This is a genomic window from Luteolibacter sp. SL250, assembly GCF_026625605.1.
Lineage (GTDB): Bacteria > Verrucomicrobiota > Verrucomicrobiia > Verrucomicrobiales > Akkermansiaceae > Luteolibacter.
Window position 1 is genome coordinate 4,457,626 of record NZ_CP113054.1, and the last position, 21,574, is coordinate 4,479,199.

At 63.4% G+C, this 21,574-nt stretch carries 20 protein-coding genes; 12 read left to right on the forward strand and 8 right to left on the reverse strand.

The window, feature by feature from the left end; translation table 11 throughout:
• Position 1: 1 nt before the first annotated feature.
• The 7 genes from OVA24_RS19280 to tmk all read left to right on the forward strand — a co-directional run bounded on the left by OVA24_RS19280 (position 2) and on the right by tmk (position 7,229).
• Positions 2-649: a 4'-phosphopantetheinyl transferase family protein gene (locus OVA24_RS19280; protein ID WP_267671767.1), complete on the forward strand. Its 648-nt coding sequence runs from the start codon at positions 2-4 to the stop codon at positions 647-649.
• A 51-nt stretch (positions 650-700) separates the two neighbouring features.
• Positions 701-2,242, forward strand: coding sequence for a hypothetical protein (locus tag OVA24_RS19285; RefSeq protein ID WP_267671768.1), 1,542 nt, complete (start codon positions 701-703; stop codon positions 2,240-2,242).
• A 7-nt stretch (positions 2,243-2,249) separates the two neighbouring features.
• The gene (modA, locus tag OVA24_RS19290; RefSeq protein ID WP_267671769.1) at positions 2,250-3,017 is read left to right on the forward strand and encodes a molybdate ABC transporter substrate-binding protein; all 768 of its coding nucleotides are present in this window, start codon (positions 2,250-2,252) and stop codon (positions 3,015-3,017) included.
• Positions 3,014-3,685, forward strand: a complete 672-nt coding sequence (gene modB, locus OVA24_RS19295; protein ID WP_267671770.1) for a molybdate ABC transporter permease subunit — start codon at positions 3,014-3,016, stop codon at positions 3,683-3,685. Before modA ends, modB begins: the two co-directional genes overlap by 4 nt.
• A 47-nt stretch (positions 3,686-3,732) precedes the next feature.
• Positions 3,733-5,028 (forward strand): SGNH/GDSL hydrolase family protein, encoded by a 1,296-nt coding sequence (locus tag OVA24_RS19300; protein WP_267671771.1) that lies wholly within the window; start codon positions 3,733-3,735, stop codon positions 5,026-5,028.
• A 123-nt stretch (positions 5,029-5,151) separates the two neighbouring features.
• Positions 5,152-6,630, forward strand: a complete 1,479-nt coding sequence (locus OVA24_RS19305; RefSeq protein ID WP_267671773.1) for a carboxypeptidase M32 — start codon at positions 5,152-5,154, stop codon at positions 6,628-6,630.
• 2 nt (positions 6,631-6,632) lie between these two features.
• A complete protein-coding gene (gene tmk / locus OVA24_RS19310; protein WP_267671774.1) occupies positions 6,633-7,229 on the forward strand; it encodes a dTMP kinase in 597 nt (198 codons plus the stop codon).
• A 33-nt stretch (positions 7,230-7,262) separates the two neighbouring features.
• Here tmk and OVA24_RS19315 read toward each other — a convergent pair whose 3' ends face one another.
• Positions 7,263-7,946, reverse strand: a complete 684-nt coding sequence (locus OVA24_RS19315; protein WP_267671775.1) for a helix-turn-helix domain-containing protein — start codon at positions 7,944-7,946, stop codon at positions 7,263-7,265.
• Between the two features lie 128 nt (positions 7,947-8,074).
• Between OVA24_RS19315 and OVA24_RS19320 the strand changes: the two genes are divergently transcribed.
• Positions 8,075-8,368 carry a hypothetical protein gene (locus OVA24_RS19320; RefSeq protein ID WP_267671776.1) on the forward strand — a complete coding sequence of 98 codons (294 nt, stop codon included), beginning with the start codon at positions 8,075-8,077 and terminating at the stop codon, positions 8,366-8,368.
• Here the strand turns inward: OVA24_RS19320 and OVA24_RS19325 are convergent.
• Entirely contained in the window at positions 8,353-9,810 is a 1,458-nt protein-coding gene (locus OVA24_RS19325) for a glycogen synthase (RefSeq protein ID WP_267671777.1), read from the reverse strand. The two genes, OVA24_RS19320 and OVA24_RS19325, sit on opposite strands and share 16 nt — an antisense overlap.
• A gap of 445 nt (positions 9,811-10,255) precedes the next feature.
• On the opposite strand from OVA24_RS19325, the gene OVA24_RS19330 reads away from it, so the two are divergent.
• The gene (locus tag OVA24_RS19330) at positions 10,256-10,600 is read left to right on the forward strand and encodes a hypothetical protein (RefSeq protein ID WP_267671778.1); all 345 of its coding nucleotides are present in this window, start codon (positions 10,256-10,258) and stop codon (positions 10,598-10,600) included.
• Here OVA24_RS19330 and OVA24_RS19335 read toward each other — a convergent pair.
• Positions 10,594-12,432, reverse strand: a complete 1,839-nt coding sequence (locus tag OVA24_RS19335) for an alpha-amylase family glycosyl hydrolase (protein WP_267671779.1) — start codon at positions 12,430-12,432, stop codon at positions 10,594-10,596. The genes OVA24_RS19330 and OVA24_RS19335 overlap by 7 nt on opposite strands.
• 173 nt (positions 12,433-12,605) lie before the next feature.
• On the opposite strand from OVA24_RS19335, the gene OVA24_RS19340 reads away from it, so the two are divergent.
• Positions 12,606-13,811, forward strand: coding sequence for an NAD(P)/FAD-dependent oxidoreductase (locus OVA24_RS19340; RefSeq protein ID WP_267671781.1), 1,206 nt, complete (start codon positions 12,606-12,608; stop codon positions 13,809-13,811).
• Positions 13,812-13,946: 135 nt separating this feature from the next.
• Positions 13,947-14,363, forward strand: coding sequence for a hypothetical protein (locus OVA24_RS19345; protein ID WP_267671782.1), 417 nt, complete (start codon positions 13,947-13,949; stop codon positions 14,361-14,363).
• Here OVA24_RS19345 and OVA24_RS19350 read toward each other — a convergent pair whose 3' ends face one another.
• The 5 genes from OVA24_RS19350 to OVA24_RS19370 form a co-directional block, all read right to left on the reverse strand.
• Entirely contained in the window at positions 14,364-16,151 is a 1,788-nt protein-coding gene (locus OVA24_RS19350; protein WP_267671783.1) for an oxygen-dependent tRNA uridine(34) hydroxylase TrhO, read from the reverse strand.
• 75 nt (positions 16,152-16,226) lie between these two features.
• Entirely contained in the window at positions 16,227-16,655 is a 429-nt protein-coding gene (gene mscL, locus OVA24_RS19355) for a large conductance mechanosensitive channel protein MscL (RefSeq protein WP_267671784.1), read from the reverse strand.
• A 92-nt stretch (positions 16,656-16,747) separates the two neighbouring features.
• Positions 16,748-18,184, reverse strand: a complete 1,437-nt coding sequence (creC, locus tag OVA24_RS19360) for a two-component system sensor histidine kinase CreC (RefSeq protein WP_267671785.1) — start codon at positions 18,182-18,184, stop codon at positions 16,748-16,750.
• A 12-nt stretch (positions 18,185-18,196) separates the two neighbouring features.
• Entirely contained in the window at positions 18,197-18,889 is a 693-nt protein-coding gene (gene creB, locus OVA24_RS19365) for a two-component system response regulator CreB (protein ID WP_267671786.1), read from the reverse strand.
• 67 nt (positions 18,890-18,956) lie between these two features.
• Complete coding sequence (locus tag OVA24_RS19370; protein ID WP_267671787.1) at positions 18,957-20,045, reverse strand: sialidase family protein; 1,089 nt, start codon at positions 20,043-20,045, stop codon at positions 18,957-18,959.
• A gap of 106 nt (positions 20,046-20,151) precedes the next feature.
• On the opposite strand from OVA24_RS19370, the gene OVA24_RS19375 reads away from it, so the two are divergent.
• Positions 20,152-21,570 (forward strand): GntP family permease, encoded by a 1,419-nt coding sequence (locus OVA24_RS19375; RefSeq protein WP_267671788.1) that lies wholly within the window; start codon positions 20,152-20,154, stop codon positions 21,568-21,570.
• Positions 21,571-21,574: the final 4 nt, after the last annotated feature.

A 21,574-nucleotide genomic window follows, 5' to 3' on the forward strand; every position in this document is an offset into this window, starting at 1 on the left:
CATGCTCCATCCCGGAGAGATCCGGGCGGACATCCGCTCACTGAATGAAGCGGAACAAACACGTGCCGCCTCCTTCCGCTTCGAGAATGACGCCCGCCACTGGACCGCCTGCCGCAGCGGCCTGCGTGCCATCCTCGGCCGGGTGCTGTCACTGCCACCGGCGGAGGTCCCGTTGGTGACCGGCCCCGGCGGAAAGCCGTGCCTTGCGCCTCCCTTCGCCGACACGCACTTCAATCTTTCCCATTGCCGGGACCTCGCGCTGGTCGCCGTCGCGACTTTTCCCGTGGGCATCGACGTGGAGCCGGAGAGCCGGGCGCGCGACCTCCTGGGCTGTGAGGAAAGCTTCTGCCATCCGCAGGAGATCGCCGGACTGCCGGAGGATGAATCCATGCGTGCCGTGGGCTTGCTGGAAATTTGGAATGCCAAGGAAGCGGTTCTGAAAGCCCACGGCACCGGCCTGCTGACACCACCGCAGTCCTTCGCGGTGAGCTTCGCCGATCCTTCCGCCAGGACGTATTTCCATCCCGAGCTTTCCACCCAGCATATCCAGCGCCTGATCCACCCGGCATTGCGGCACCACTCCGCCTTCATCTCATCGCAGCATCCGTACCCCGGCATCATCTACCACATGGAGATCGAAGCCCCGTAAGGTGGACATTTGCCAAGGCTTCTGGCAAAAGGGCTGCACCGCCCGACCAACATGCCAGACTTGATCCAGTTCGAATGCCCCTCCTGCGCCTGCACCTTGCGCATCCCGATCGAGCTGGCCGGCCTGGATGGTCCGTGCCCGACCTGCCAGCAGGTCATCGTCGCCCCGAATCCCTACACCGGCATCGGAGCCTATCTGGCGGTGGCGGTGTTGAATCCGGTGCCCCAGGGACCTCCGGAACCGGAGTCCGATCCCTATGCTCCTGCATTCGCGGATCCCCAGCCACCGCAGAGGCTGCAGCTCGATCCCCTGCCGCAACCTCCTTCCGAGCCGTCGTTTGATCCCGTGGTCCGGCTGGAACCACAGCCGGAACCCCAGTTTGATCCCCTGCCCCAATCGGAGCCTCCATTCGCTCCGGAGCCGCAGCCTCTGCCACCGTTCGAGCCCCAGTTCGATCCTGCCGCCCGGATCGAGCCCGAACCACCACCCCGGTTTGCGGAGACGGAACACCTTCCCGTCCCATCGCCGGAAAACCAACCTTTCCCGGACCGTCTGATTGTTCCACACCGGGAGCCAACCCAATCCCCATCCACGCCGCGCCCTTCCCACTTTGATGATCTGCCCCCCGCTCAGGCAGCCCCGACGGGCAGCAGGAAAGGCCTCATCTTCGGAGCACTGGTGATCCTGATGGTCGCCGTGGCAGGTGCGGCCTTCTTCTTGAAAGACGAACTTTTCCGGTCCGCCGAGCTGGATGCCCCGCTGGCGGTGCCACCTCCCCGCGTCCCGCCGCCACCGTCCATCCCTTCCATCAACCCGCCCGCCTCCGACCCGAATCCAACTCCCACCGCGGATCCCGCTCCTCCGGCGGCCCCAGCCGGGAAAGCGGCGGCCGAGCCTCCGCCAAAGGAATCCCCACCGTCAGCCGATGCTCCGGCTCCGAAGGAACCCACGAAAGTCATCACCGCCGCGGAAACCACCCTCCGCGCCTTCCTCGAAGCCCCGGACTGGGCCAGCCGCAGCACCTACGTACTGGCCCCCGAGAGTGTCCGCCCGAAGATGGAAGCCTATGCGAAGGACAATCCCGATGGCCCCACCCCCTTCGAATCCTTCGCCGTGAAACATTCCCAGGTGGACGAGGAAACCGGATCCACCCTCTTTGTCTTCCAGGTGGAAGCTCCCGGAACTCCCGGCGGCATCCCCGTGGCGATTCTGGAGACCCCGAAAGGTTGGCTGGTCGATTGGGAGTCCTTCGTCGAGTTCCGGGACGACCAGTTCAAGCACTTCACCGAAGGTCCGGTTGATCTCAAGGGCGACTTCCATCTCATCGTCACCGCCCCACAAGGCCCTCCCGGAACCGCCCAGGAGAACGAAAATTTCGCCGGGTTCACCCTCGCCCCTCCCCTGCCTGACCGGCAGCGCACCGCCTTCGTCAGAAAGACCAGCCCCGCCTACCAGCAACTGAAGGAAGCCACCGCGGATGGCCGGATCTTCACCCCCGTGCTGGAAGTCGCCAAACGGAACGCGGGCGACAAGCAGAGCTACCTCGAAATCCTCTCCATCAAGGCCACCGATTGGCGGCCGACGGCGAAGTAATCCGGCCATGAATCTCCGTCTGCCCGTGATCCGCCTCCTGGCGGTCGTGTTCACCGCGCTTCCCGCGTTGGGGGCGGAACTGAAAATATCCGCCGCCGCCAGCCTGAGCGAGGCGATGACGGAGATCGCGGCCCTCTACGAAAAGGAACACGGAGAGAAGCCGCAGCTCAACTTCGGAGGGTCCAACGCCCTCGCCCGCCAGATCAGGGCGGGTGCCCCCTGTGATGTCTTTTTTTCCGCCGACGAAGCGACCCTCAACCAACTCCTGGAGGATAAGCTCCTGCATGAAAACTCCGTCACAAAGCTGCTGGGCAACTCCCTGGTGGTGATCACGCCGGTTTCCAGCCCGCTGGTGATCTCTTCCGCCGCGGACCTCGCCTCACCGTCCATCAAGCGCCTGGCTCTGGGGGATCCCGCTGCAGTCCCGGCGGGCGTTTATGCCCGCAAGTGGCTGGAGGGCCGGCAGCAGTGGGACGCCGTGGCCGGAAAAGTGGTGGCAACGGAGAATGTCCGCGCCGCACTGGCCGCCGTGGCCTCCACCAATGCCGGGGCGGGCATCGTCTACCGGACCGACGCGATGATCTCCAGGCAGGTCAAAGTCGCCTACGAAGTTCCCACCGACCAAACACCGCCCATCATCTATCCGGCGGCCGCCACGAAGTCGTCTCCAGATCCCGGCAGGGCCATCCGTTTCATTGCCTTTCTCAGATCCGAACCGTCCTTGTCCATCTTCGGGAAGCACGGCTTCCGCACTTTTCCAACCGGCGGAAAATGAGCGAGGGGGACTGGCAGATCATCCTCTTCACACTGGTCACCGCCGGACTGGCGGTCATCTTCGCTCTCCCCGCCGCCATGTGGCTGGCATGGCTGCTGGTGCGGAAGGAATGGTTCGGGAAGTCCCTGGTGGAGACCGTCGCCACGCTGCCGCTGGTCGTCCCGCCGGTGGCCACCGGCCTGCTCCTGCTGAAGCTGCTCGGCAAAAAAGGCATGATCGGCTCCTGGCTCCACGGGCACTTCGGCATCGAGATCGTCTTCACCGCAAAGGCCGTGGTGATCGCCCTGGCGGTGATGGTTTTCCCGCTGCTGGTCCGCTCCATCCGCACCGCCTTCGAGGAGGTGCCCAGGATCTATGAGGAAGCGGGATCGAACTTGGGGAGACGGCCCATCAAGGTCTTCTTCCTGATCACCCTGCCACTCGCCCGCCGCGGGATCATCGCCGGGATCCTGCTGTCCTTCGCGAGGGCGCTGGGAGAGTTCGGAGCCACCGTGATGGTCGCGGGGTTCATCCCCGGTGTCACGGAGACGCTGCCCCTCGCCATCTACCGGAACGTCCAGATCGGGAACGACGCCCGCGCGCTCTGGCTGGCCGGCGTTTCCGCCGCCATCGCCTTCGCGGCGGTCTGGATCTCCGCCCGCCTCACCCCGCATCCCCACCGGCGCTGAAGCGCATTTTCTTGAAACCGGCCCCAACACAGGATCACCTCAGGGGGATGACCCGCCTCTCCTGGATTCTGCCGATCGTTTTCGCGCTGCCACTCACCGCCCGCGAAGCCCCCACCCTCCCTCCGGAACTTTCCGACTACGTGCTCGACGCCGCGCCGGAGGCAAAGGAACCGCTTCTGAAGAAAGGTGACCGGCTCGCCATCATCGGCGACTCGATCACGGAGCAGAAGCGCTACTCCGTCATCGTCGAAACGTACATCACCGGCTGCCTTCCGGAACTGGAAGTGTCCGTCCGCCAGTACGGCTGGAGCGGGGAACGGGCCGAAGGGTTCATCAAGCGGATGGAGAATGACGTGCTGCGCTTCAAACCGACCATCGCCACGAGCTGCTATGGGATGAACGATTTCCGCTATGTGCCGTTCGACCAGAAGATCGCGGACGAATACCGCAGGAACCAGACCACCATCGTCCAGGCATTCAAGAAAGCCGGCTCCCGCTTCGTGGTCGGCTCCCCCGGCATCATCGACTCCGTCCCGCACTGGGTGAAGACCGCCAGCGGCACGAAGAAGGACCTCAACCTGAGCCTGTCGAAGTTCCGCAACGTGGCGCTGGAAGTGGCCAAGGCGGAGGACGTGGGCTTCGCCGACGTCTATCAGCCCATGCTCATCGCCAACCAGGTGGCGCAGAAGAAATACGGCGGCACCTTCATGGTGGCCGGCAAGGACGGCGTCCATCCCCTGTGGGCCGGCCACACGATCATGGCCTATGCCTTCCTCAAGGGACTGGGCGTGGATGGCGACCTGGGCACCATCACCTACGACGAGACCTCCGGCAAAGCCATCGCGGTGAACGGCCATGAGATCCTTTCCTCCGGTGACGGCAAGGTGACGGTCCGCAGCACCAAGCTGCCATTCGCCTGCGCCCTCAAGGAACTGAACAGCGACGACTCCATCACCGCCGCCCGCGCCCTCATCCCGTTCGACGACGAGCTGAACCGGCTGACCCTGAAGCTGAACAAGCCGAAGGCAGCGTCCTACGATGTGACTTGGGGTGAAACCACCAAGCGCTACACCGCCGCGGAACTCACCACCGGCGTTAACCTGGCCAAGGACTTCCCCGTCCACCCCCTGTCCGCACCGTTCAGGAAGATCTGGGAAGCGGTCACGGACAAGCAGGCCTACGAGACCGAGCAGATCAAGAAACTGGTCCACGGAGCCGAAGGGAAAGCCGACATGGAAGGCACCTTCGAAAAAACCGAAAAGGTGCGCGCGGAGAAAGTCGCCGCCATCGCCGCGGTGAAACAGCCGGTTGAACACTCCATCGTGATCAAGGCCGCGAACTGAGATCCCCGCCGACTGGCTGATTTCCCCGAACCCGCCGGACATCCTCCGGCGGGTTTTTGTTTTTTCCCGCCGGAGCAAAATCGACCGCCGGGCATTTCCCGCTTTGCGTTCGGACCCGGGATCATGTCCCCTTTCCGCATGTCGATCTTCGAGAAAGCGAGGGAGCATGCCATCATCCGCTCCGCGGGGGACACGCTGGGCTGGGACCAGGAAACCTACCTGCCGCCCGCCGCTGCCGGTCACCGCGCCGACCAGCTCTCATGGCTGGCTTCCCGTGCCCATGAACTGGCCGTCTCCGACGGATGGAAGAAGGACCTGGAAGCCGCCGAAGACGCTGATGACGGCACCGACGTGAAGAGGGCCGCCAACCTGCGCGAACTGCGCCGCCAGTTCGACCGTGCGACGAAGCTTCCCGTCGAACTGGTCGCTCGGGAATCCGCGGCGACCTCCCTGGCCATGCACGCCTGGGCGGAGGCCAGGAAGCAATCCGACTTTCCCGCCTTCGCCCCGCACCTGGACAAGCTGCTGGGCATCGCCCGCGAAAAGGCGGACCTCTGGGGCTACGGGACGGAGCCATATGACGCGCTGCTGGAAGGGTATGAACGTGCCACCAGCACCGCGGCGGTGGCCGGGCTTTTCGACCGCATCGCCCCGTCGCTGAAGGACATCGCCGCTTCCGCCGTGGAAAACTCCCGCCGCCATGCGGTCAGCATTCCCGCCGGTCCGTACCCGATCGAAGCCCAGCAGAGGCTGAACCAGCGCATCGCGGAAGCCATCGGTTTCGATTTCACCGCAGGCCGCATCGACACCACCACGCATCCTTTCTGCACCACGCTCGGCCCACGGGACGTGCGGCTGACGACGCGCTACGACGAGGACGATTTCACCTCCTCACTCTTCGGTGTCCTCCATGAGGCCGGCCATGGCCTGTATGAACTCGGACTGCCGGAGGACGACTTCGGCCTGCCGTCCGGCTCTGCCGTCTCCCTCGGCATCCACGAATCGCAATCCCGCCTGTGGGAAAACCACGTCGGCCGATCGGATGAGTTCTGGGAGGCCTGGTACCCGGAGGCCGTCGCCGCCTTCCCCCAGCTCTCCGGGTTCCCTCTGGAATCCTTCCTCCACCACATCCGCCGCGCGGAGTTCTCCCCCATCCGCGTGGAGGCGGATGAGGCGACGTATGACATGCACATCCTCCTGCGCTTCGGCCTGGAGCGGCGGCTCGTCAGCGGCTCGCTGGCGGTGAAGGATGTGCCGGAAGCGTGGAATGAGGCATTCAAGGGGCTGTTCGGCTTCGCCCCTCCGGATGACCGCCACGGCTGCCTGCAGGACATCCACTGGTCCATGGGCGGTCTCGGCTACTTCGCCACCTACTCCCTCGGAAACCTCAACTCCGCCCAGTTGATGGCCGCGGCAAAGGCGGATCCCGTGGTCGCCTCCGCCTTCGCAAAGGCGGACTACGCGCCCCTCCTGACCTGGCTCCGCAGTGCCGTCCATTCGAAGGGAGCCACCCTCGATCCCGCGGATCTCATGGAAGCCGCCACCGGCAAGCTCCCCTCTCCGGAAGATTACCTGGCCCACCTCACCGCACGCTATCTATGAACATGGGCACGGGACTCTTCATCGTCATCGAGGGCATCGACGGCACCGGTAAATCCACCCAGGCAAAGCGGTTGGCGGAATGGTTCCGCAGCCAGGGACGGGAGGTCGTGCTGAGCCGCGAGCCAACCGATGGCCCGTGGGGTGCGAAAGTCCGCGAGTCCGCCGCCACCGGACGGCTGGCTCCGGAAGAGGAACTGGAGTATTTCCTCAACGACCGCCGCCAGCACGTGGAGGAACTCATCAAACCCGCCCTCTCCGCCGGAAAGGTGGTGATCCTGGACCGCTATTATTTTTCCACCATGGCTTACCAAGGCGCCCGGGGATTCGATCCCGCCTCCATCCGGGAACGGAATGAAGCGTTCGCACCGCGGCCGGACCTTCTGCTCATTCTGGATCTGGAAGTGGACCAGGCCCTCACCCGCATCGGCGTACGTGGTGACACTGCGAATGAATTCGAAAAGCGCGAGAATCTCGAATACTGCCGGAACGTGTTCCTTTCCCTGGCGGATGAACCCTTCACCCGGGTGATCCCCACCGGCGGCTCGCTGGACGAGGTGACCGGCAGGATCCTCTCGGAAATGAACGCCCACCACCACTGAGCCGGAATCCCCCCGCCGGATGGAAGCAAAGGATCAGTCGACGCGGCGCTCCATCGCCCTGCGGCGGGCACTGTAGCGGTTGCGGTAGGTGCGCGGGCTCATGCCCATGGCCGCGAAGAAATTGCGGTTGAACTGGGACAACGACTGGCCGCCGAGCTGATCGGAAATCTCGGAAATCCGCAGGTTGGTCGTCAGCAGTTGGTGGGCGGCGACGGCCACCCGTTCATCCCTCAACAGGGAGCGGAAGGTGCTGCCCAGGATCTTTTCCAGACGCTCGCCGAGATACCCCGGGGAAAGCTTCAGGACACCCGCAACCTCGCCAAGGCTCATCGACTGGCAGGGGTGCTGGGTGATGAGGGCCCAGGCGGACTTCACCGCGTCCGGCCACTTCTGGATCGGAGCCCTTCCGCAAAGATTGTCGTGCATGGCTTCCAGCATCCGGAACACCACCGGCTTCCTCCAGAACGCGGGTGGCAGGCCGGACTCCATCGCCAGCGTCTCATCCACGCGGACCAGGATGCATACCCGTTCCCTGCGCACCGGAACCAGCACACTGGTGCGGTCCAACGTCGAGCGCACCGCATCCAGGCTGAACTCCTTTTTGGTGCAGATGATCGCCCCGGGGGCAAGATACTCCAACGCGGCGATGTAGGAGTTGAGCGCCGAGAGGGAAGTGGGTTCTTCCAAGGAGGTGATCTTTTGCTGTTCGGAGTTCATAAACCTGTATTTCGGGGAGAACGCGGTGCTTTTTATAGAGAGTGTTTTTTCATTTGTGAGGCGGAGAAATGCAAAAAAAATCCCGATTTTTACTTCCCCTCATTCTAATGTATATACATCATCCGCACATGCCATCCACGAAAAAACCTTGGTCTCTGCTCAGCCGTCATGGTCAGGTGCTGATTTTGCTGGCGGGTAACCCGCGTTTGAGAATGACCGATCTGGCGCGCACGCTGGGAATCAGCGAACGATCCGCCAGATTGCTGGTGGGCTCCTTGCATCGAAGCAACCTGCTCAATATTCATAAAACCGGCCGGAATAACACCTATCAGGTGAATTCCTCCGTGCCGCTTCCCAACAGCCTTGAACGGGCGATTCCGCTCGAGTCGATCCTGAAGCTGAGTTCTCATTTCCCGGCGTAGCGGAGGTTGGTTTCTCCCTGCAGGGATCTTCCGAGCAGTTTCTCGAACAAGCCGACGTAGGAATCGACCGCGGAGGCAGGGGCAAAACGCTCCTGGCTCTGCCGCATGATCCGTTCCACAGCCCCATGGCGTTGTCCGTCAGGCTGGCGGTGGAACCGCATGGCTTCCTGGATGGCCCACCGGAGTCCGCCGGCGTCGTGATTCTCGAAGACGAATCCATTTCCGGCCCCTGAGTCCGGCGACAGATGCTCGACGGTGTCCTGCAGTCCTCCGGTCCGGTGGACGATGGGCAGGCTTCCATACTTCAGTCCCACCATCTGCGCCAGTCCGCAGGGTTCATAGGATGATGGCATCATGACGAAATCCGAAGCTCCGAAGGCAAGCCGCGACAACGTCTCATCAAACTGGCAGACGGCAATCCGGTGGCGGAGACCGTGGAAGTCCGCGATGTGCTCGAAGTGGCGTTTGTACGGTCCGTCGGCCACGAAAACCACCTGCAGGCCGCTCGCGGCATGGTCACTCGTCACCTGATAGAGGATGTCCGCCAGCAACTGGCAGCCCTTTTGCACCGGGTCCAGGCGGGAGGGCCAGAAAAGCAGCGGCGCGGAGGGATTCACCTCCAGCCCGCAGGCCTTCTGGAGGGCGGCCTTGTTCGCCGCCTTTGCCCCCGCATGGGTGGATGCACCATACCGCTCCACCAGCGCGGGATCGGACTCAGGATTCCAGGTGGCGTCCGGGGCGTTGATGATGCCTGAAGCGCAGCCGGCGGAGTGCTTCGCCCGCAGCACCTCATTGAGCCGTTCAGTCCCGGCGTGCCGTCCGTCCATGAGCTCATGGAGGAACGACCGGCTGACCGTGTTCACATGGTCGGCCGCATGGACGGCGGACGGCAGGAAGGAGACCTGGTTCCATGACCGGCTCTGAACGTAGGATTCCGGATACTGCTGGTAATGGAGTCCATCCCAGAAGCGCGCGGCGTCGATGCCGCGGTCCTCGATCTCAGCGAGCGTCGCCTGCTCGTCATGCAGGTTGTGGATGGTGAAAATGCTTTTCATCCCCATCTTCCTGGCGGCCGCAGGGACCAAGCCGGTCATCCAGTCATGGCAATGGACGATGTCCGGACGGACCTGGGGAAGGACATGGTGGATGACGTCCCGCTGGAAAACGAGCGCCGCCCTGCGGTTGTCGCTGGCACCGCCTTCATACACGGACCGCCGGTAGTAGAACTCCCGGTCCTGGCAAAGGTGCAACCGCCGCGAAAGCATGGGCTCCTCCCGGAAAAGACTCCGGAAATGGGGCATCGCCACATGGACATCCGCCCCGCGTTCCGAAAGGGAATCCACCAGCAGGGTGCACATGTCCGCCAGCCCGCCCGCCTTCGCCCTCGGCGCTTTCCCCCCGCGCAGCCAGAGCGAGCTGCTGCTGTTCAGCTCCGGAGTCACGATGAGAATCCGAGGGCGCTTTCGTCCCCGCCCAGACGACAAAAGGCGGCCGGCGTTTTTCGAGTTCGTCGAGTCAGCCATGGATTGTACGCGCAGCTCCAAAGTGGACATGGGAAACGGTTTGAGGACGGCATGCAGGACATGGGGCCTGACCGCTCTGCCGGCGTACAGTGTGAACCCCCCGTTACCTGGATAACGCACTGCGTCTGAGCGGAAATTGTGCCATTCCAACGCCCCAATTCAGACCCGTTGAAAAACCTCCGCAAATCGGTGGATTCAACCGCCTGCGGCCTTCACATCCTCCCGCTGAAGTGCGGATCGAATTGCAGAAGGCGATGATTCCGGTTGCACAAGGCAATGGCCGCCCCATCTCCCATGCCTTCACGAAGTCCCTTGAAGTTTCGGAATATGGGACGTTACTTGGCAGGATCATCCAGAAACCATCATGTCCCAATCCCCATTCAACGACCGCCGTGCCCTGAACCTGCTTTCCCGGGTGGGTGACGATCTTTCCCAACTCCGCCAGGATGTGGCGCCCCTCATCTCCCACACCGCGCACCGCACGGTTCCTGACGGCGCCCGGCAACTGGCTGACACAGCGAGACACCAACTGGAAAGCGGAGGAGCCTATGCGGCCGCCCGCCTCAGGGCGCTCCGCTCAACGCCACAGCGGGAGGCCGTCGGCCTCGCCGGAGGACTCCTGCTCGCCGGGCTCGTCGCATTCGGCGTGTATGCCATCTGCAAGGGCCGCTGCGAACGGGAGTATCCGGAGGACGGGGACGGTTACTGATCCTGGCTGAGGACCAACAACGCGTAGGGAGGAAGAGTGAGCGCGCCCAGAGGATGCGGGTGACCTTCCGCGCCTTCCCCCGCCTCGATCTCCGTCAGCAGCGTGTTGTCGAAATCCCCGCTGTATCCTTCCCAGTCCGCATTGAACCGGACCCTCCACGCGCCTCCGGCAGGCAGGGACAGTTCATATCCCTCGTAGGTTTTTCCGGTCAGGTTCATGACGACCACGGTGCTGTCCCCAGGGCCACCGTCATACCAGCGGTGCCAGGCAATGACCTTCGCATCCTGGTTCCTGTGGAAGACGTCCACGTTCTGGCCGGTCAGCCCGCGGCAGAAGCCGTCGAGATTTCTCCGCAGACGCATGAGATCCCGGAACGCCATCTGGATCCCGCGGAAGTCGCGCAGCTTCTGCCAGTCCATCATCGTCCGATCGTCGAACCAGCCGTCTTCCAGGATCTCCTGCCCCTGGAAAATCATCGGCACACCGGGTGAGGTGAGGACCACCCCGGCCGCCTGCAGCGCCCTGCGTCTGGCCCAGATGCCGGACGGATTCTCTCCGTCGATTTCCGATACCAGCCGCTGGCGGCCGTTGGCCACCTCGTCGTGGGACTCGGTATAGATCACCCTGCGGAATGCGTCCCCTGCCAGCAGCGGAGTCACCGCGGATGCGATGGCACCGACGTCCCGGTGATCATCAGACGGGTTCTCCAGCACGGCGCGCAGCGGATGGACGAATGCGGCATCCCACTGGGTGTCGAAGCCCGCCCCGCCCTCCTCCACCCAGGAGGTCAGCGCGGCATTGCAGCCGAGATCCTCCGCGATGGCATAGACGCGGGGGGACACCAGCTTCAGGTCCTTGTTGATCCATTGAAGCAACTGCCAGCCCTCCGGGAGATCCACGGACTCGTGGTTCTCGATCCCCTTCGTCCGACGGATGTAGCTGACAGCGTCCAGCCGCAGTCCATCCGCCCGGAACTCCGTCGCCCACATCACGGCATTGTCCCTCAGATACTGGCGCACCTCATGGCGGCCATAGTCTGGCCGGGTCTGTCCCCACGGGGTCTCCGCCCGCCAGTCATTGTAGAAATAGATGCCGCCCATGCCGTCCTGGGACCATCCGTCGAACTGCCAGAGGTCGAGTTGGTCCGGACCGAAGTGGTTGTAAACGATATCCAGGATCACGGCGATGCCATGGGCGTGGGCCTCACGGATGAGTTCCTTGAGCTTGTCCGGCCCGCCGTAGTCCATCTCCACCGCGAAGGGATGGTTCGGGTTGTAGCCCCATGAGGTTTCACCCGGAAACTCGGTGGGCGGCAGCAGCTCGATCACGTTGACCCCCAGATCCCGCAGGTAGGGCAACCGGCGGATGACATCCGCGAAAGTCCCGGGCCGCCCGGTTTTCCCGGATCCGCCGAAGGTTCCCACATGCAGCTCATACAGGACGACCTCGTTGAGCGGCGGGGCTTCGAACTCCAGATCCCCCCAGTCGAAGGTGTCCTGATAGATGACGCCGTCACCGGTGGCGGTGTCGATCATCCTCGCCCGGGGATCGACCCGCAGCGCCTCTCCGCCATCCCAGGAAAGGCGGAAGCGGTATTTGTCGCCCACCTTTGCCTCCGCACAGTGACCGCTCCAGTTCCCGTTGTCCTCCTTTTCCAGCCGCACTCCCGGGTCCGCCCAGCCGTTGAAATCACCGGTCACATGGACCTTCGCCGCATTCGGCGCCCACACGCGGAAATCCACTCCCTGTTCCATGACCACGGCACCCATCGCAGGCTGGGCGGCGGGCTGGGGTTTGCTGGCGGGCTTCTTCTCCATCGTCGCTGTTTGCATAGGCCGCTCCGTCCAGCGCGTTCCATACCTAACAGGGCAGCCAATGATTTCCAATGACTGCCGGTGGATGCCTGCACGAATCCTCCGTGCATTCCGAATGAACGCGGAGCGATCTGCAATGAACCATCCATCAGTTGAAACCCGCCACAATGGGATGATCTTGGAGGCACTGCATGAATCTGACATCGGAGCATCCCTTCTGGTCGGTGAGGAACGGAATCCTATCCACCTATCCGCCATTACTGGAGAATGGGTCATGCGAAGTCCTCGTGCTGGGAGCGGGCATCACCGGTGCGCTGGTGACGGAGGCGCTGGCCGCTGATGGCCATGATGTCATCACGCTGGATGCGCGGGACGTCGGACGTGGCAGCACCAGCGCCAGCACCGCGCTCCTGCAATATGAGGTCGATACCCATCTGGTGGATCTCATCGCACGGCATGGCCGCCGGATGGGGGAACTGGCCTACATGGCCTGCCATGAAAGCATCGACATCCTAGAGCGGCGCATCCAGGCGTCGTCCATCGACTGTGACTTCCTCCGCAAGGACAGCGTCTACCTCGCGTCCCGGGAAAAGGACTGGCCGGTCCTGCGGGAAGAAGGCGAGGCACGGCGCAAGATCGGCATCCAGGTGGCGGAGTGGGACGCCACGGAAGTCGCCGCAAAGTTCGGCTTCTACCGGCCCGGGGCGCTGCACTCCGTCCAAGCCGCGGAGGTGGATGCCTACCGGCTGACCCACGGCCTGCTGCAGGCGGCGACCGCCAGGGGTGGCCGCATTTTCGACCGCACCGCCGCCACGGAAATCAACCACCATGCCGGCGGTGTCACCGTCACGACGGACCGGGGGACCTCGGTCCGCGCGCGCAAGGTTGTCGTGGCCACGGGCTACGAGGCGTCCGAACTTTTCGATACCGGCCGGTTCGTGAATCTGAACAGTTCCTTCGCCATCGCCTCCGAACCGATCCCGGATGCGGAACCGTGGTGGAGGCGCTGTCTGCTGTGGGAGAGCGCCCGTCCGTATTTCTACCTGCGCGGCGGAGCAGGGGGCCGGGCGATCTTCGGCGGGGAGGACGTCCCCTTCCGCAACGCGAAAGCGCGTGACCGCGTGCTGCCCGCGAAGGCGGACAAGCTGGCCGCCCGCTTCCGTGACTTTTTCCCCGCGATCCGGATGGAACCCGCTTTCGAATGGGCCGGGACGTTCGGCGAGACCGAGGATGGTCTTGCCTACATCGGCCCCTACAACAAACATCCCGACTGCCTGTTTGCCCTCGGATTCGGTGGGAACGGCATCACCTACAGCGTCATCGCCGCGGAAATCATCCGCAGCCACCTGAAAGGGAAAAAGCACCGCTACGCCGGGGTGTTCCGGTTTGATCGTTAGCAGTAACCCAACGCAAATGGCACGATCCAATCGCAAAACGCAGATGAGCATCTGCGGGAAAGGCGTGCAAAGTCCCGCAACTGCGTGAGGCACGCCGAATGCGGGACTCCTAGCATGAAGTACCTCCTACTTTCCATGCCTTTGGTCGCCGTTCTTTCAATCACCAGTTGCGATAAGACGAAATCCGAGGCGACCGGTGACGTTTCCTTCGCCCGCTCCGCCTTTGTCGCTCTGGCGAAAGGTGACACCAAAGCCCAGGACATGATCGACTGGCCGGTCTTTACCGCCCCGGGCGAGAATGTGGCCGCCAAATACAACGCGATCCCCACTGAAACGGAGAAGGCACAGTTCCGCGGCGAATATGTGACCGGCTTCGCGACGTCATTCCGCCAGACCGGCGGCAGTGTGGACAATTTCACCAACTGGACCGTCAGCTTCCACGACAGCACCCGCACGGAGGTCACCGCCCAATCGCCCAACGGTCTTCTCAAGCTGACCGTCAGCGAGCGGAACTCCACGGAGAAGCTCTCGGCGATCGACGTCGTGAAATGATCAGACCGCCCAGAATGGCCGATCCGTTTCAAAGGTCATCCGTTCGCCGCTGATGGGATGGTCGAACGCCAGCTTCCACGCGTGGAGGCACAGCGGCTCGATCTCCGGGTCGAGGGTCTGGACGGCGCCGATCCGGCCACCGGCGAGGTACGCCTGGTCCCCCGTCACCGGATGGCCCATCTCCCATAGGTGGATGCGGATCTGGTTCGTCCGGCCGGTGCCCAGCTTCGCTTCGAGAAGGGTGGTGCCATCTCCGGAGCGGTCGAGCACGGCGAAGTCGGTGCGGGCGTGCAAGCCGTCCTCCTCATCAACGCCGCGCGTTCCCATCGCGCCTGACTCCTGGGAGATGGGGGCTTCCGAGAAAAAGGAATCATCCGCCGGTGCGCCATCGACCCGGACGAGATAGCGCTTGTCCACCGTGCCTTCGATGAACTGGCGCTGGAGCAGCCTGCAGAAGTGGCGGGTGCGGGCGAAGACCACCAGACCGGACGTATTCGCGTCCAGACGGTGGACCGGCCGGGGATACTTCGGCCCATAGACCTGATTGAGGAGATACTGGAGCGTGTTGCGGTGGAAGCGGCCGCTGGCGTGCATTGGCAGTGGGGCCGGCTTGTGGATCACGATGATGGCTTCATCCTCATGCACGATGCGGATGTCCGTTGAAACCTCCGGTTCCACCTCACCGGGGAAGATCTGGAGGATGCGCTCGCCCGCCCGGACGATGTGGTGGCGACCGCGGACGGCACCGCCGTAGCTCACGAACCTGCCTTCATCACAACGTCGCTCCCATTCGTCGCGCGGGATCTGGGGGAAAAGATCCACCAGCACCTCGACCAGCTCCCGGCGGTCATGGGCGGCCGGCACATTCACCGGGCGGCGGTTCTCCATCGCGATGGATCCGGGCAACGGGGTGGACGCTTCTTTCAGCGCCGCTTCCTTCTCCGCGATGCGGCGGGCCATTTTCTCCGGCTCGCTCTTGAAGCAATGAGGGCAGCTCACGCCCGGCACATGACGGGGATCCTCCTGCTCAGCGGCATCCAGCGGAGCCTGGCAGGCGTAGCACACCGCGGTGTCCGTCTCCTTCAGGGCGGGGTCCACGCCCACGCGCTGGTCGAAAACAAAGCACTCGCCGTCGTAGTGGTCGCCGCCCACTTCCTCAAAGTATTTCAGGATACCGCCGTCGAGCTGGTAGATGTCCTTGTAACCCTCCATCTCCATGAAGGGTCCGGCCTTCTCACAGCGGATGCCACCGGTGCAGAACATGACAACCGGCTGGCCCTTCAGTTCCTCCGGCAGTTTCCGCACGGCATCCGGGAACTGGCGGAAGGTGTCGATGTGGGGGATGATGGCGTTGCGGAACGTCCCCAGCTTCACCTCATAGTCGTTGCGGGTATCGAGCAGGGTCACCGGCTTTCCTTCGTCCAGCCACTGCTTCAGTTCCTTCGCAGCGATCTTCCGCGACGTGTATTCCGCCGGGCGGATGCTCTCGAAACCGAAGGAAATGATCTCCTTCTTGATGCGGACCAGCATCCGGTTGAACGGCTGCGTGTCGCTTTCGCTGACCTTCGGCTCCAGCGTCTCCAGGCCCGGTACGGACCGCAGCAGTTCCATCAGCCGAGCGATGGAGCCGCCTGCTCCGGCGACGAAAAGGTTGATCCCCTCCGTGCTGAGCAAGATCGTCCCCTTCAGCCCCCACGCCTTGCAATCGGCGATGAGCCGTTCCCTCAATTCCTTGAGGCCGGACAGGGGAGCGAAGCGGTAGGCGGCGATGTTCGTGACGGCGGACACCCGGGAAAAACAGCACGAAGCGCGGGGTTGCGCCAGTGCGGAGTCAGCGAAAATGGGCCACCGTCAACGCCCGGATCAGACTTTCGCCTTCAACAGGTCGCGGATCTCGGCCAGGAGTTTCTCCTCTTTCGAAGGTTCCGGAGGGGCTTCTTCCGGCTTCGGCTTCTCGGCGAAGGATTTCGCTTTGTTGATGCCCTTGACGACGAGGAACATGGCGAACGCCACGATGAGGAAATTCAGGCCCACTGACACAAAATTACCGTAGGCGAACACCGCACCCTGTTTCTTCGCTTCCACGAGGGCGGTGGCGGTCACCTTGTCGGAAAGGGCGATGAACATGTTCGAGAAGTCCATGCCCCCCGGCATGACCGACCCCAGAAGAGGCATGAACAGATCTTCGATGAATGAGGTGGAGAGCTTGGTGAAAGCGGCACCCATCACGAAAGCGACCGCCATATCGACCAGGTTCCCTTTCAGGGCAAATTCGCGAAATTCCTTTAACATAATATTTATTGAGATCTTCCGACTATCTCAGGTCCGCTGTCTCCCGCCAAGCCAGAACTTGAATAAATGCTTGGTTTGTACCCCCCTCCGGCTCAACTGGCGGCAAGCGTGAGAATGGCCAGTGTGCCCCCATCTTCGGGTGCCTCCAGGCGGATAGTCCCGCCGTGGAGTTCCGCCGCTTCCTTCACCAGAGTCAGCCCGAGGCCCGTCCCCTTCCTGCCGACCGTATGGTGGCGCAGCGAATAGAACCGGTCGAAGATCCTCTCCCGCGCATAGTCCGGGATGCCCGGTCCATGGTCACGGATGGACAGGGTGACGAGTCCCTCCACCGCCTGGAGATCGATGCGGATCGAACTGCCCTTCGGTGAGAAGTCGATGGCGTTCTCCAGCAGGTTCAGGATGGCGGCACGGAGGATGAACGCATCTCCACGAATTCTCACCGGCTGGTCAGGCATGGTGATGTCCAGCGAGACGCGGGCGATCTCCGCGTGGGCCTTCGCTTGGTCGATGGCGGCCTGGAGGATGGTGTTGAAATCCAGGTCTTCCGGTTTTTCGAGGCTGGTCCGGCTTTCGATGGCGGAAAGCTCAAGCAGGCGGTTGATCAGGCGCTCGCTGCGGGCGGTCTCCTCGATGATGTTGTTCAGAAAGCGCTGTCGGGTTTCCGGGGGCATCTCCTCATCCAGCAGTTCCGCCGCACCACGGATGGCGGCGAGCGGGCTTTTCATCTCATGGGTGAGGGTCTGGATGTAGCGTTCCGCATACTGCCTGCCTTCCAGCGCGTCCCGCATGGAATCGAGCGCCTTGGCCAGCGTGTTGACTTCCCTGCCGATGCCGATCTTCGGTTTCATCGGCCGTTCCCCCCGCTCCACGGCATTCGCATAGTCGGTGATCTTCCCGATGGGATGGAAGAGCCACAGGAAAACCGCCCCGATGAGAAAAAGGACACCACCACCGATGAGCCCGCACGCGGTGTAGATGATCCGTCTGCGTTCCTTCACCAGCGGCAGGACGTCCGCCTGCGGCTTGAAGACGGTGAGCACGCCGTGCGGGGACTCCGGATCCCCCACCGGCGCGGCCACGTAGAGAATGGATGAGGTCGGGTCCTTATCGTCATCCCGGCTGCTGCGCGCGCCATAGCTGCCCGCCATGGTCAATGCGACGTCACGTTTCGAGGAGAAATCCTGTCCCTCGCGCTTTCCTCCGTCGGAATCGAAAATGACCATGCCCTCCCGGTCCGTGAGATAGACGTTGATGCCGATCCTCGATTTCACGTGCTCGAAGATCTCCGCCTTGAACCTCCGCTTGTGGGCTTCCGAGAAGGTTTCCCGCAGGTCGTCCGCGCGCAGTTCGCCGCGCGCCACGTCCTTCTCCACGGACTCCGCCAACAGGTGGGCGATGTCCACCAGCACCTCCTCCGTGGCCTGGAAGATCTGCGGCTCCACATCCGCGAGGAAGTGCCGGGTGAGCTGGTAGAACCCCAGCGTGATGATAAAGGCGATGAAAAAGAGGGTGACGCGGGTGAAACGCACGGGAGGGCGGGTTCAGTCGAGGGACAGCAGATAGCCCAGGCCGCGGCGGGTCTGGATGTATTCCTCCGCACCCTCGCGCACCGAGCGCAGCTTGGAACGGATGGATTTCACGTGGGCGTCGATGGTGCGGTCCGTGACCGCCCCCGGGTCCGACCATGCCTTGTCGAGCAACTGGTCCCGCGTGTAGACGCGACCGGGACGCTCCAGCAGGACGAGCATCAGCTTGTACTCGTGGGCCGTCAGATCAAGGGCCTGGCCGTGGCAGCGGATGCGCATGGCGTGGTGGTCATGGTGGAGGGTCGCGGGTTCCTCCGGAACGGTGGCGGCCTCCGCCACCGGCTGCGGTCTGGCACGCCGCAGGATGGCCCGTACCCTCGCCACGATCTCCCGCGGGGAGAAGGGTTTCGTCACGTAGTCATCTCCTCCCAGTTCCAGCCCCAGCACGCGGTCCACCTCCGAATTCCGTGCGGTGAGGAACAGCACCGGAACCTGGCTGCCCGCGCGCAGTTGCCCGCAGACATCCAGCCCGCTCATGTCCGGCAGGCCGATGTCGAGGATGGCCAGATCAAAGGGCCTGTCCGCGAACGCAGCCAGCGCGTCACCACCGGTGAGAACGTGCCTCACTTCGAAGCATTCCGTTTCCAGGGCATAGACCAGCGTGTCCGCGATCGCGGGTTCGTCCTCCACAAGCAGAATTCGAAGCATGAGGGCATTCCAGAGGATCTCCGTGAAAATCCAATGAAGATCGGATGAAATAAGGCCGATTTCGCCATCAAGGCCGCCACAGGGTGGCCGCGATGTGCTGCTGTGGCCGCTCCTCCGTGGAGAAATAGTAGGTGGCCACCACCGTTCCGTCCGGACGGACGATGGCACGTGGGTAGCCCAGGTCCCATTTCCGCCCGTCGGTCCTCAGCATGACCTCCTCCCCCCAGGTCCTCCCGCCGTCGGGGCTTTGTTTCGCGGACATCCCGAAGGGCTTCCCCCTGCGGTTGCCATAGATGGCGGCGAGATTCTCCCCTCCGGTGCGGACGAGGGCGACGGGATTGGTGGCTCCTTTTTCCAGTTCCGCGATCTGACGCCAGGTCCGCCCACCGTCCGTGGACTCGTGGACGCTGCTCCACTTGCGGCTCTTGATGCGGTTGCGCAACGCGCAGACCAGCCGCCCGTCATCCAGCCGGACGACCGAGGGCATGGTGCCGCTCATGTCATCCCCTTTCGGCAGGGTTCCGGGCGAAGCCAGATCCATGGGGTCCGGGCTGATCCAGGAAAGGAAGCGCAGGGTCTTCCCGCCGTCCGTGGTCTCCGCGGTGCAGGAGCGGATGCGCCCGCCGCGACCGTCGTCCACCCGGCAGGGGATGAAGAACAGACACGAAGACTTCCCGGTGGCGAGGTAGCTGGTCCGTGCGTCCGTCCGCTGCCCGATGTCCGGGAGCCGGAACGGCCCGCGCCAGTGCCTGCCACGGTCGGCGGAAACATGGAAATACCGGCCCCGAACCTTCATCGCGAAATCCGGATGGGAGAAATCCACATCTCCCGGAGACTCCGCGGCGTCCTTCACCAGCGCGGGGACCACCACGTTGTCATGGCTCTCCGCCGCCCAAGTGCGGCCACCATCCATGCTGCGGGCAAAGCCGACCCGCTGCCTGCCGGTGAAGCTGTGCTTCTCCCCCCGCTCCTCGAACGCAGCCACATTGAAGGACACCAGGATTTCGTCCCCCCAGCTCCACATCCCCTCATTGGCGGGCCAGCCGGTGAATTCCTCCTCCCGGTGGTGGACAATAACCTGCTCCATCCCCTCCCCGGCGGAGACGATGGCGGACATTTTCAGGGCCAGCAGGCCGAGGACGATCCTGACAATCATTCCGGATGATACCGCGCCAACCTCCGCCATCTGTCCGGATTCCCTAACCAAACGGGGCGATTCCGGGAGGTTGACCGGTCCGGGGGTTTCTGTTCGTTTAGCCGGAGTGACTCCTGAATCGATCAAACTCCTCTACCTGACCGCGGGTGCGGTGGTCTCCCTCATCGTCCTGGTGGCATGGCTCCGCATCCATGCCTTCCTCGCCCTGCTGTTCGCGGCGCTGGTGGTGGGACTGGGCGCGGGCCTCATCGATGCTCCGTCGAAAGGCGGGGGAGTCCCCATCAGCCCTGCGGGAGTCGCGATGGCCTTCCAGGATGGCATGGGGAAAAGCCTGGGTGGCATTGCGGCGGTTCTCGGTCTGGGCACCATGTTGGGCGGACTGCTGGCCGCATCCGGCGGGGCGGAAGTCCTCTCACAACGCCTGGTCGGCTTTTTCGGAGCGAAACGGGTGAACCTCGTACTGATGATCGTGGCGCTGGCCGTGGGCTTTACCACTTGGTTCGCAGTGGGCCTCATCATGCTTCTGCCCATCCTGCTTACACTGACAAAGGAAACGAAGCAGCCCTTCCTGAAACTGGCCCTGCCAATGCTCGCCGTGCTCTCCATCATGCACGGGGTCATGCCTCCCCACCCCGGCCCACTTTACGCCTTGGATGAACTGGGCGCCAGTCTGGGCAAGGTGGTGCTGTGGGGACTGGTCGCCGCCATTCCCATTGCCGCGGTTTCCGGTCCGTTCTTCGCCCACTGGGCGGTCCGCCATGTCGCTGTGACCGCCCCCGAGCCACCGGCCCCGGACCCTTCCATCTTCGCACGCGAACGTCCTACCCTTTTCCGCACGGTCGCGGCCCTCGCCCTGCCGGTGATCCTGATCCTTTCCCACACCATCTCCGAACTGATATTCAAGGAGGACCTCGCCTCCGGCCGGAAACCTGCCCTTTACCAACTCACGGAAATCATCGGCAACCCGATCCTCGCGCTCGCTCTGGCCGTCCTGTTCGCCGCATGGGCGTTCCGGTTCACCCGCAACGACGCCTTGAAGGTCGTGGAAAAATCCCTCGGCCCCGTCGGCATGACCTTGCTGCTGGTTGGCGGCGGCGGCGGATTCAACAATGTCCTCCAGGCCAGCGGAGCCGCCGAGGCCATCGGGGCGATGGCCGCCAAGCTGGACATGCCCACCATGTTGTTCGCATGGGTCTGCGCGGCGCTCATCCGGATCGCCACCGGTTCGGCCACTGTCGCCATCATCGCCGCCATCGGATTGGTGAAACCGGTGTTGGCAGCCGCAGCAGCCGCCCATCCGGAATGGGCGGCCAATCCCGCGCTTGCCACCAACCCCGAGTTGCTGGTGGTCGCCATCGGCTGTGGGGCGATGGTCCTGTCCCACGTCAACGACGCCGGATTCTGGATCGTGAAGGAGTCCCTCGGCCTCACCGTTCCCCAGACCCTCCGCACCTGGACGGTGACGGAAACCTTGATCGGCATCACCGGTCTGGGCGTCGCATGGGGACTGGATTTGTTCTTCTGATGCG

Bases quoted from the DNA above. Each gene is read 5' to 3' on its own strand.
- OVA24_RS19320 (WP_267671776.1), top strand. From the start codon at position 8,075: ATGCCATCCACGAAAAAACCTTGGTCTCTGCTCAGCCGTCATGGTCAG.
- OVA24_RS19300 (WP_267671771.1), top strand. From the start codon at position 3,733: ATGACCCGCCTCTCCTGGATTCTGCCGATCGTTTTCGCGCTGCCACTC.
- OVA24_RS19345 (WP_267671782.1), top strand. From the start codon at position 13,947: ATGCCTTTGGTCGCCGTTCTTTCAATCACCAGTTGCGATAAGACGAAA.
- OVA24_RS19335 (WP_267671779.1), bottom strand. From the start codon at position 12,432: ATGCAAACAGCGACGATGGAGAAGAAGCCCGCCAGCAAACCCCAGCCC.
- OVA24_RS19315 (WP_267671775.1), bottom strand. From the start codon at position 7,946: ATGAACTCCGAACAGCAAAAGATCACCTCCTTGGAAGAACCCACTTCC.
- OVA24_RS19305 (WP_267671773.1), top strand. From the start codon at position 5,152: ATGTCCCCTTTCCGCATGTCGATCTTCGAGAAAGCGAGGGAGCATGCC.
- mscL (WP_267671784.1), bottom strand. From the start codon at position 16,655: ATGTTAAAGGAATTTCGCGAATTTGCCCTGAAAGGGAACCTGGTCGAT.
- OVA24_RS19330 (WP_267671778.1), top strand. From the start codon at position 10,256: ATGTCCCAATCCCCATTCAACGACCGCCGTGCCCTGAACCTGCTTTCC.
- creB (WP_267671786.1), bottom strand. From the start codon at position 18,889: ATGCTTCGAATTCTGCTTGTGGAGGACGAACCCGCGATCGCGGACACG.
- modB (WP_267671770.1), top strand. From the start codon at position 3,014: ATGAGCGAGGGGGACTGGCAGATCATCCTCTTCACACTGGTCACCGCC.
- OVA24_RS19340 (WP_267671781.1), top strand. From the start codon at position 12,606: ATGAATCTGACATCGGAGCATCCCTTCTGGTCGGTGAGGAACGGAATC.
- OVA24_RS19285 (WP_267671768.1), top strand. From the start codon at position 701: ATGCCAGACTTGATCCAGTTCGAATGCCCCTCCTGCGCCTGCACCTTG.
- modA (WP_267671769.1), top strand. From the start codon at position 2,250: ATGAATCTCCGTCTGCCCGTGATCCGCCTCCTGGCGGTCGTGTTCACC.
- OVA24_RS19280 (WP_267671767.1), top strand. From the start codon at position 2: ATGCTCCATCCCGGAGAGATCCGGGCGGACATCCGCTCACTGAATGAA.
- tmk (WP_267671774.1), top strand. From the start codon at position 6,633: ATGGGCACGGGACTCTTCATCGTCATCGAGGGCATCGACGGCACCGGT.
- OVA24_RS19370 (WP_267671787.1), bottom strand. From the start codon at position 20,045: ATGATTGTCAGGATCGTCCTCGGCCTGCTGGCCCTGAAAATGTCCGCC.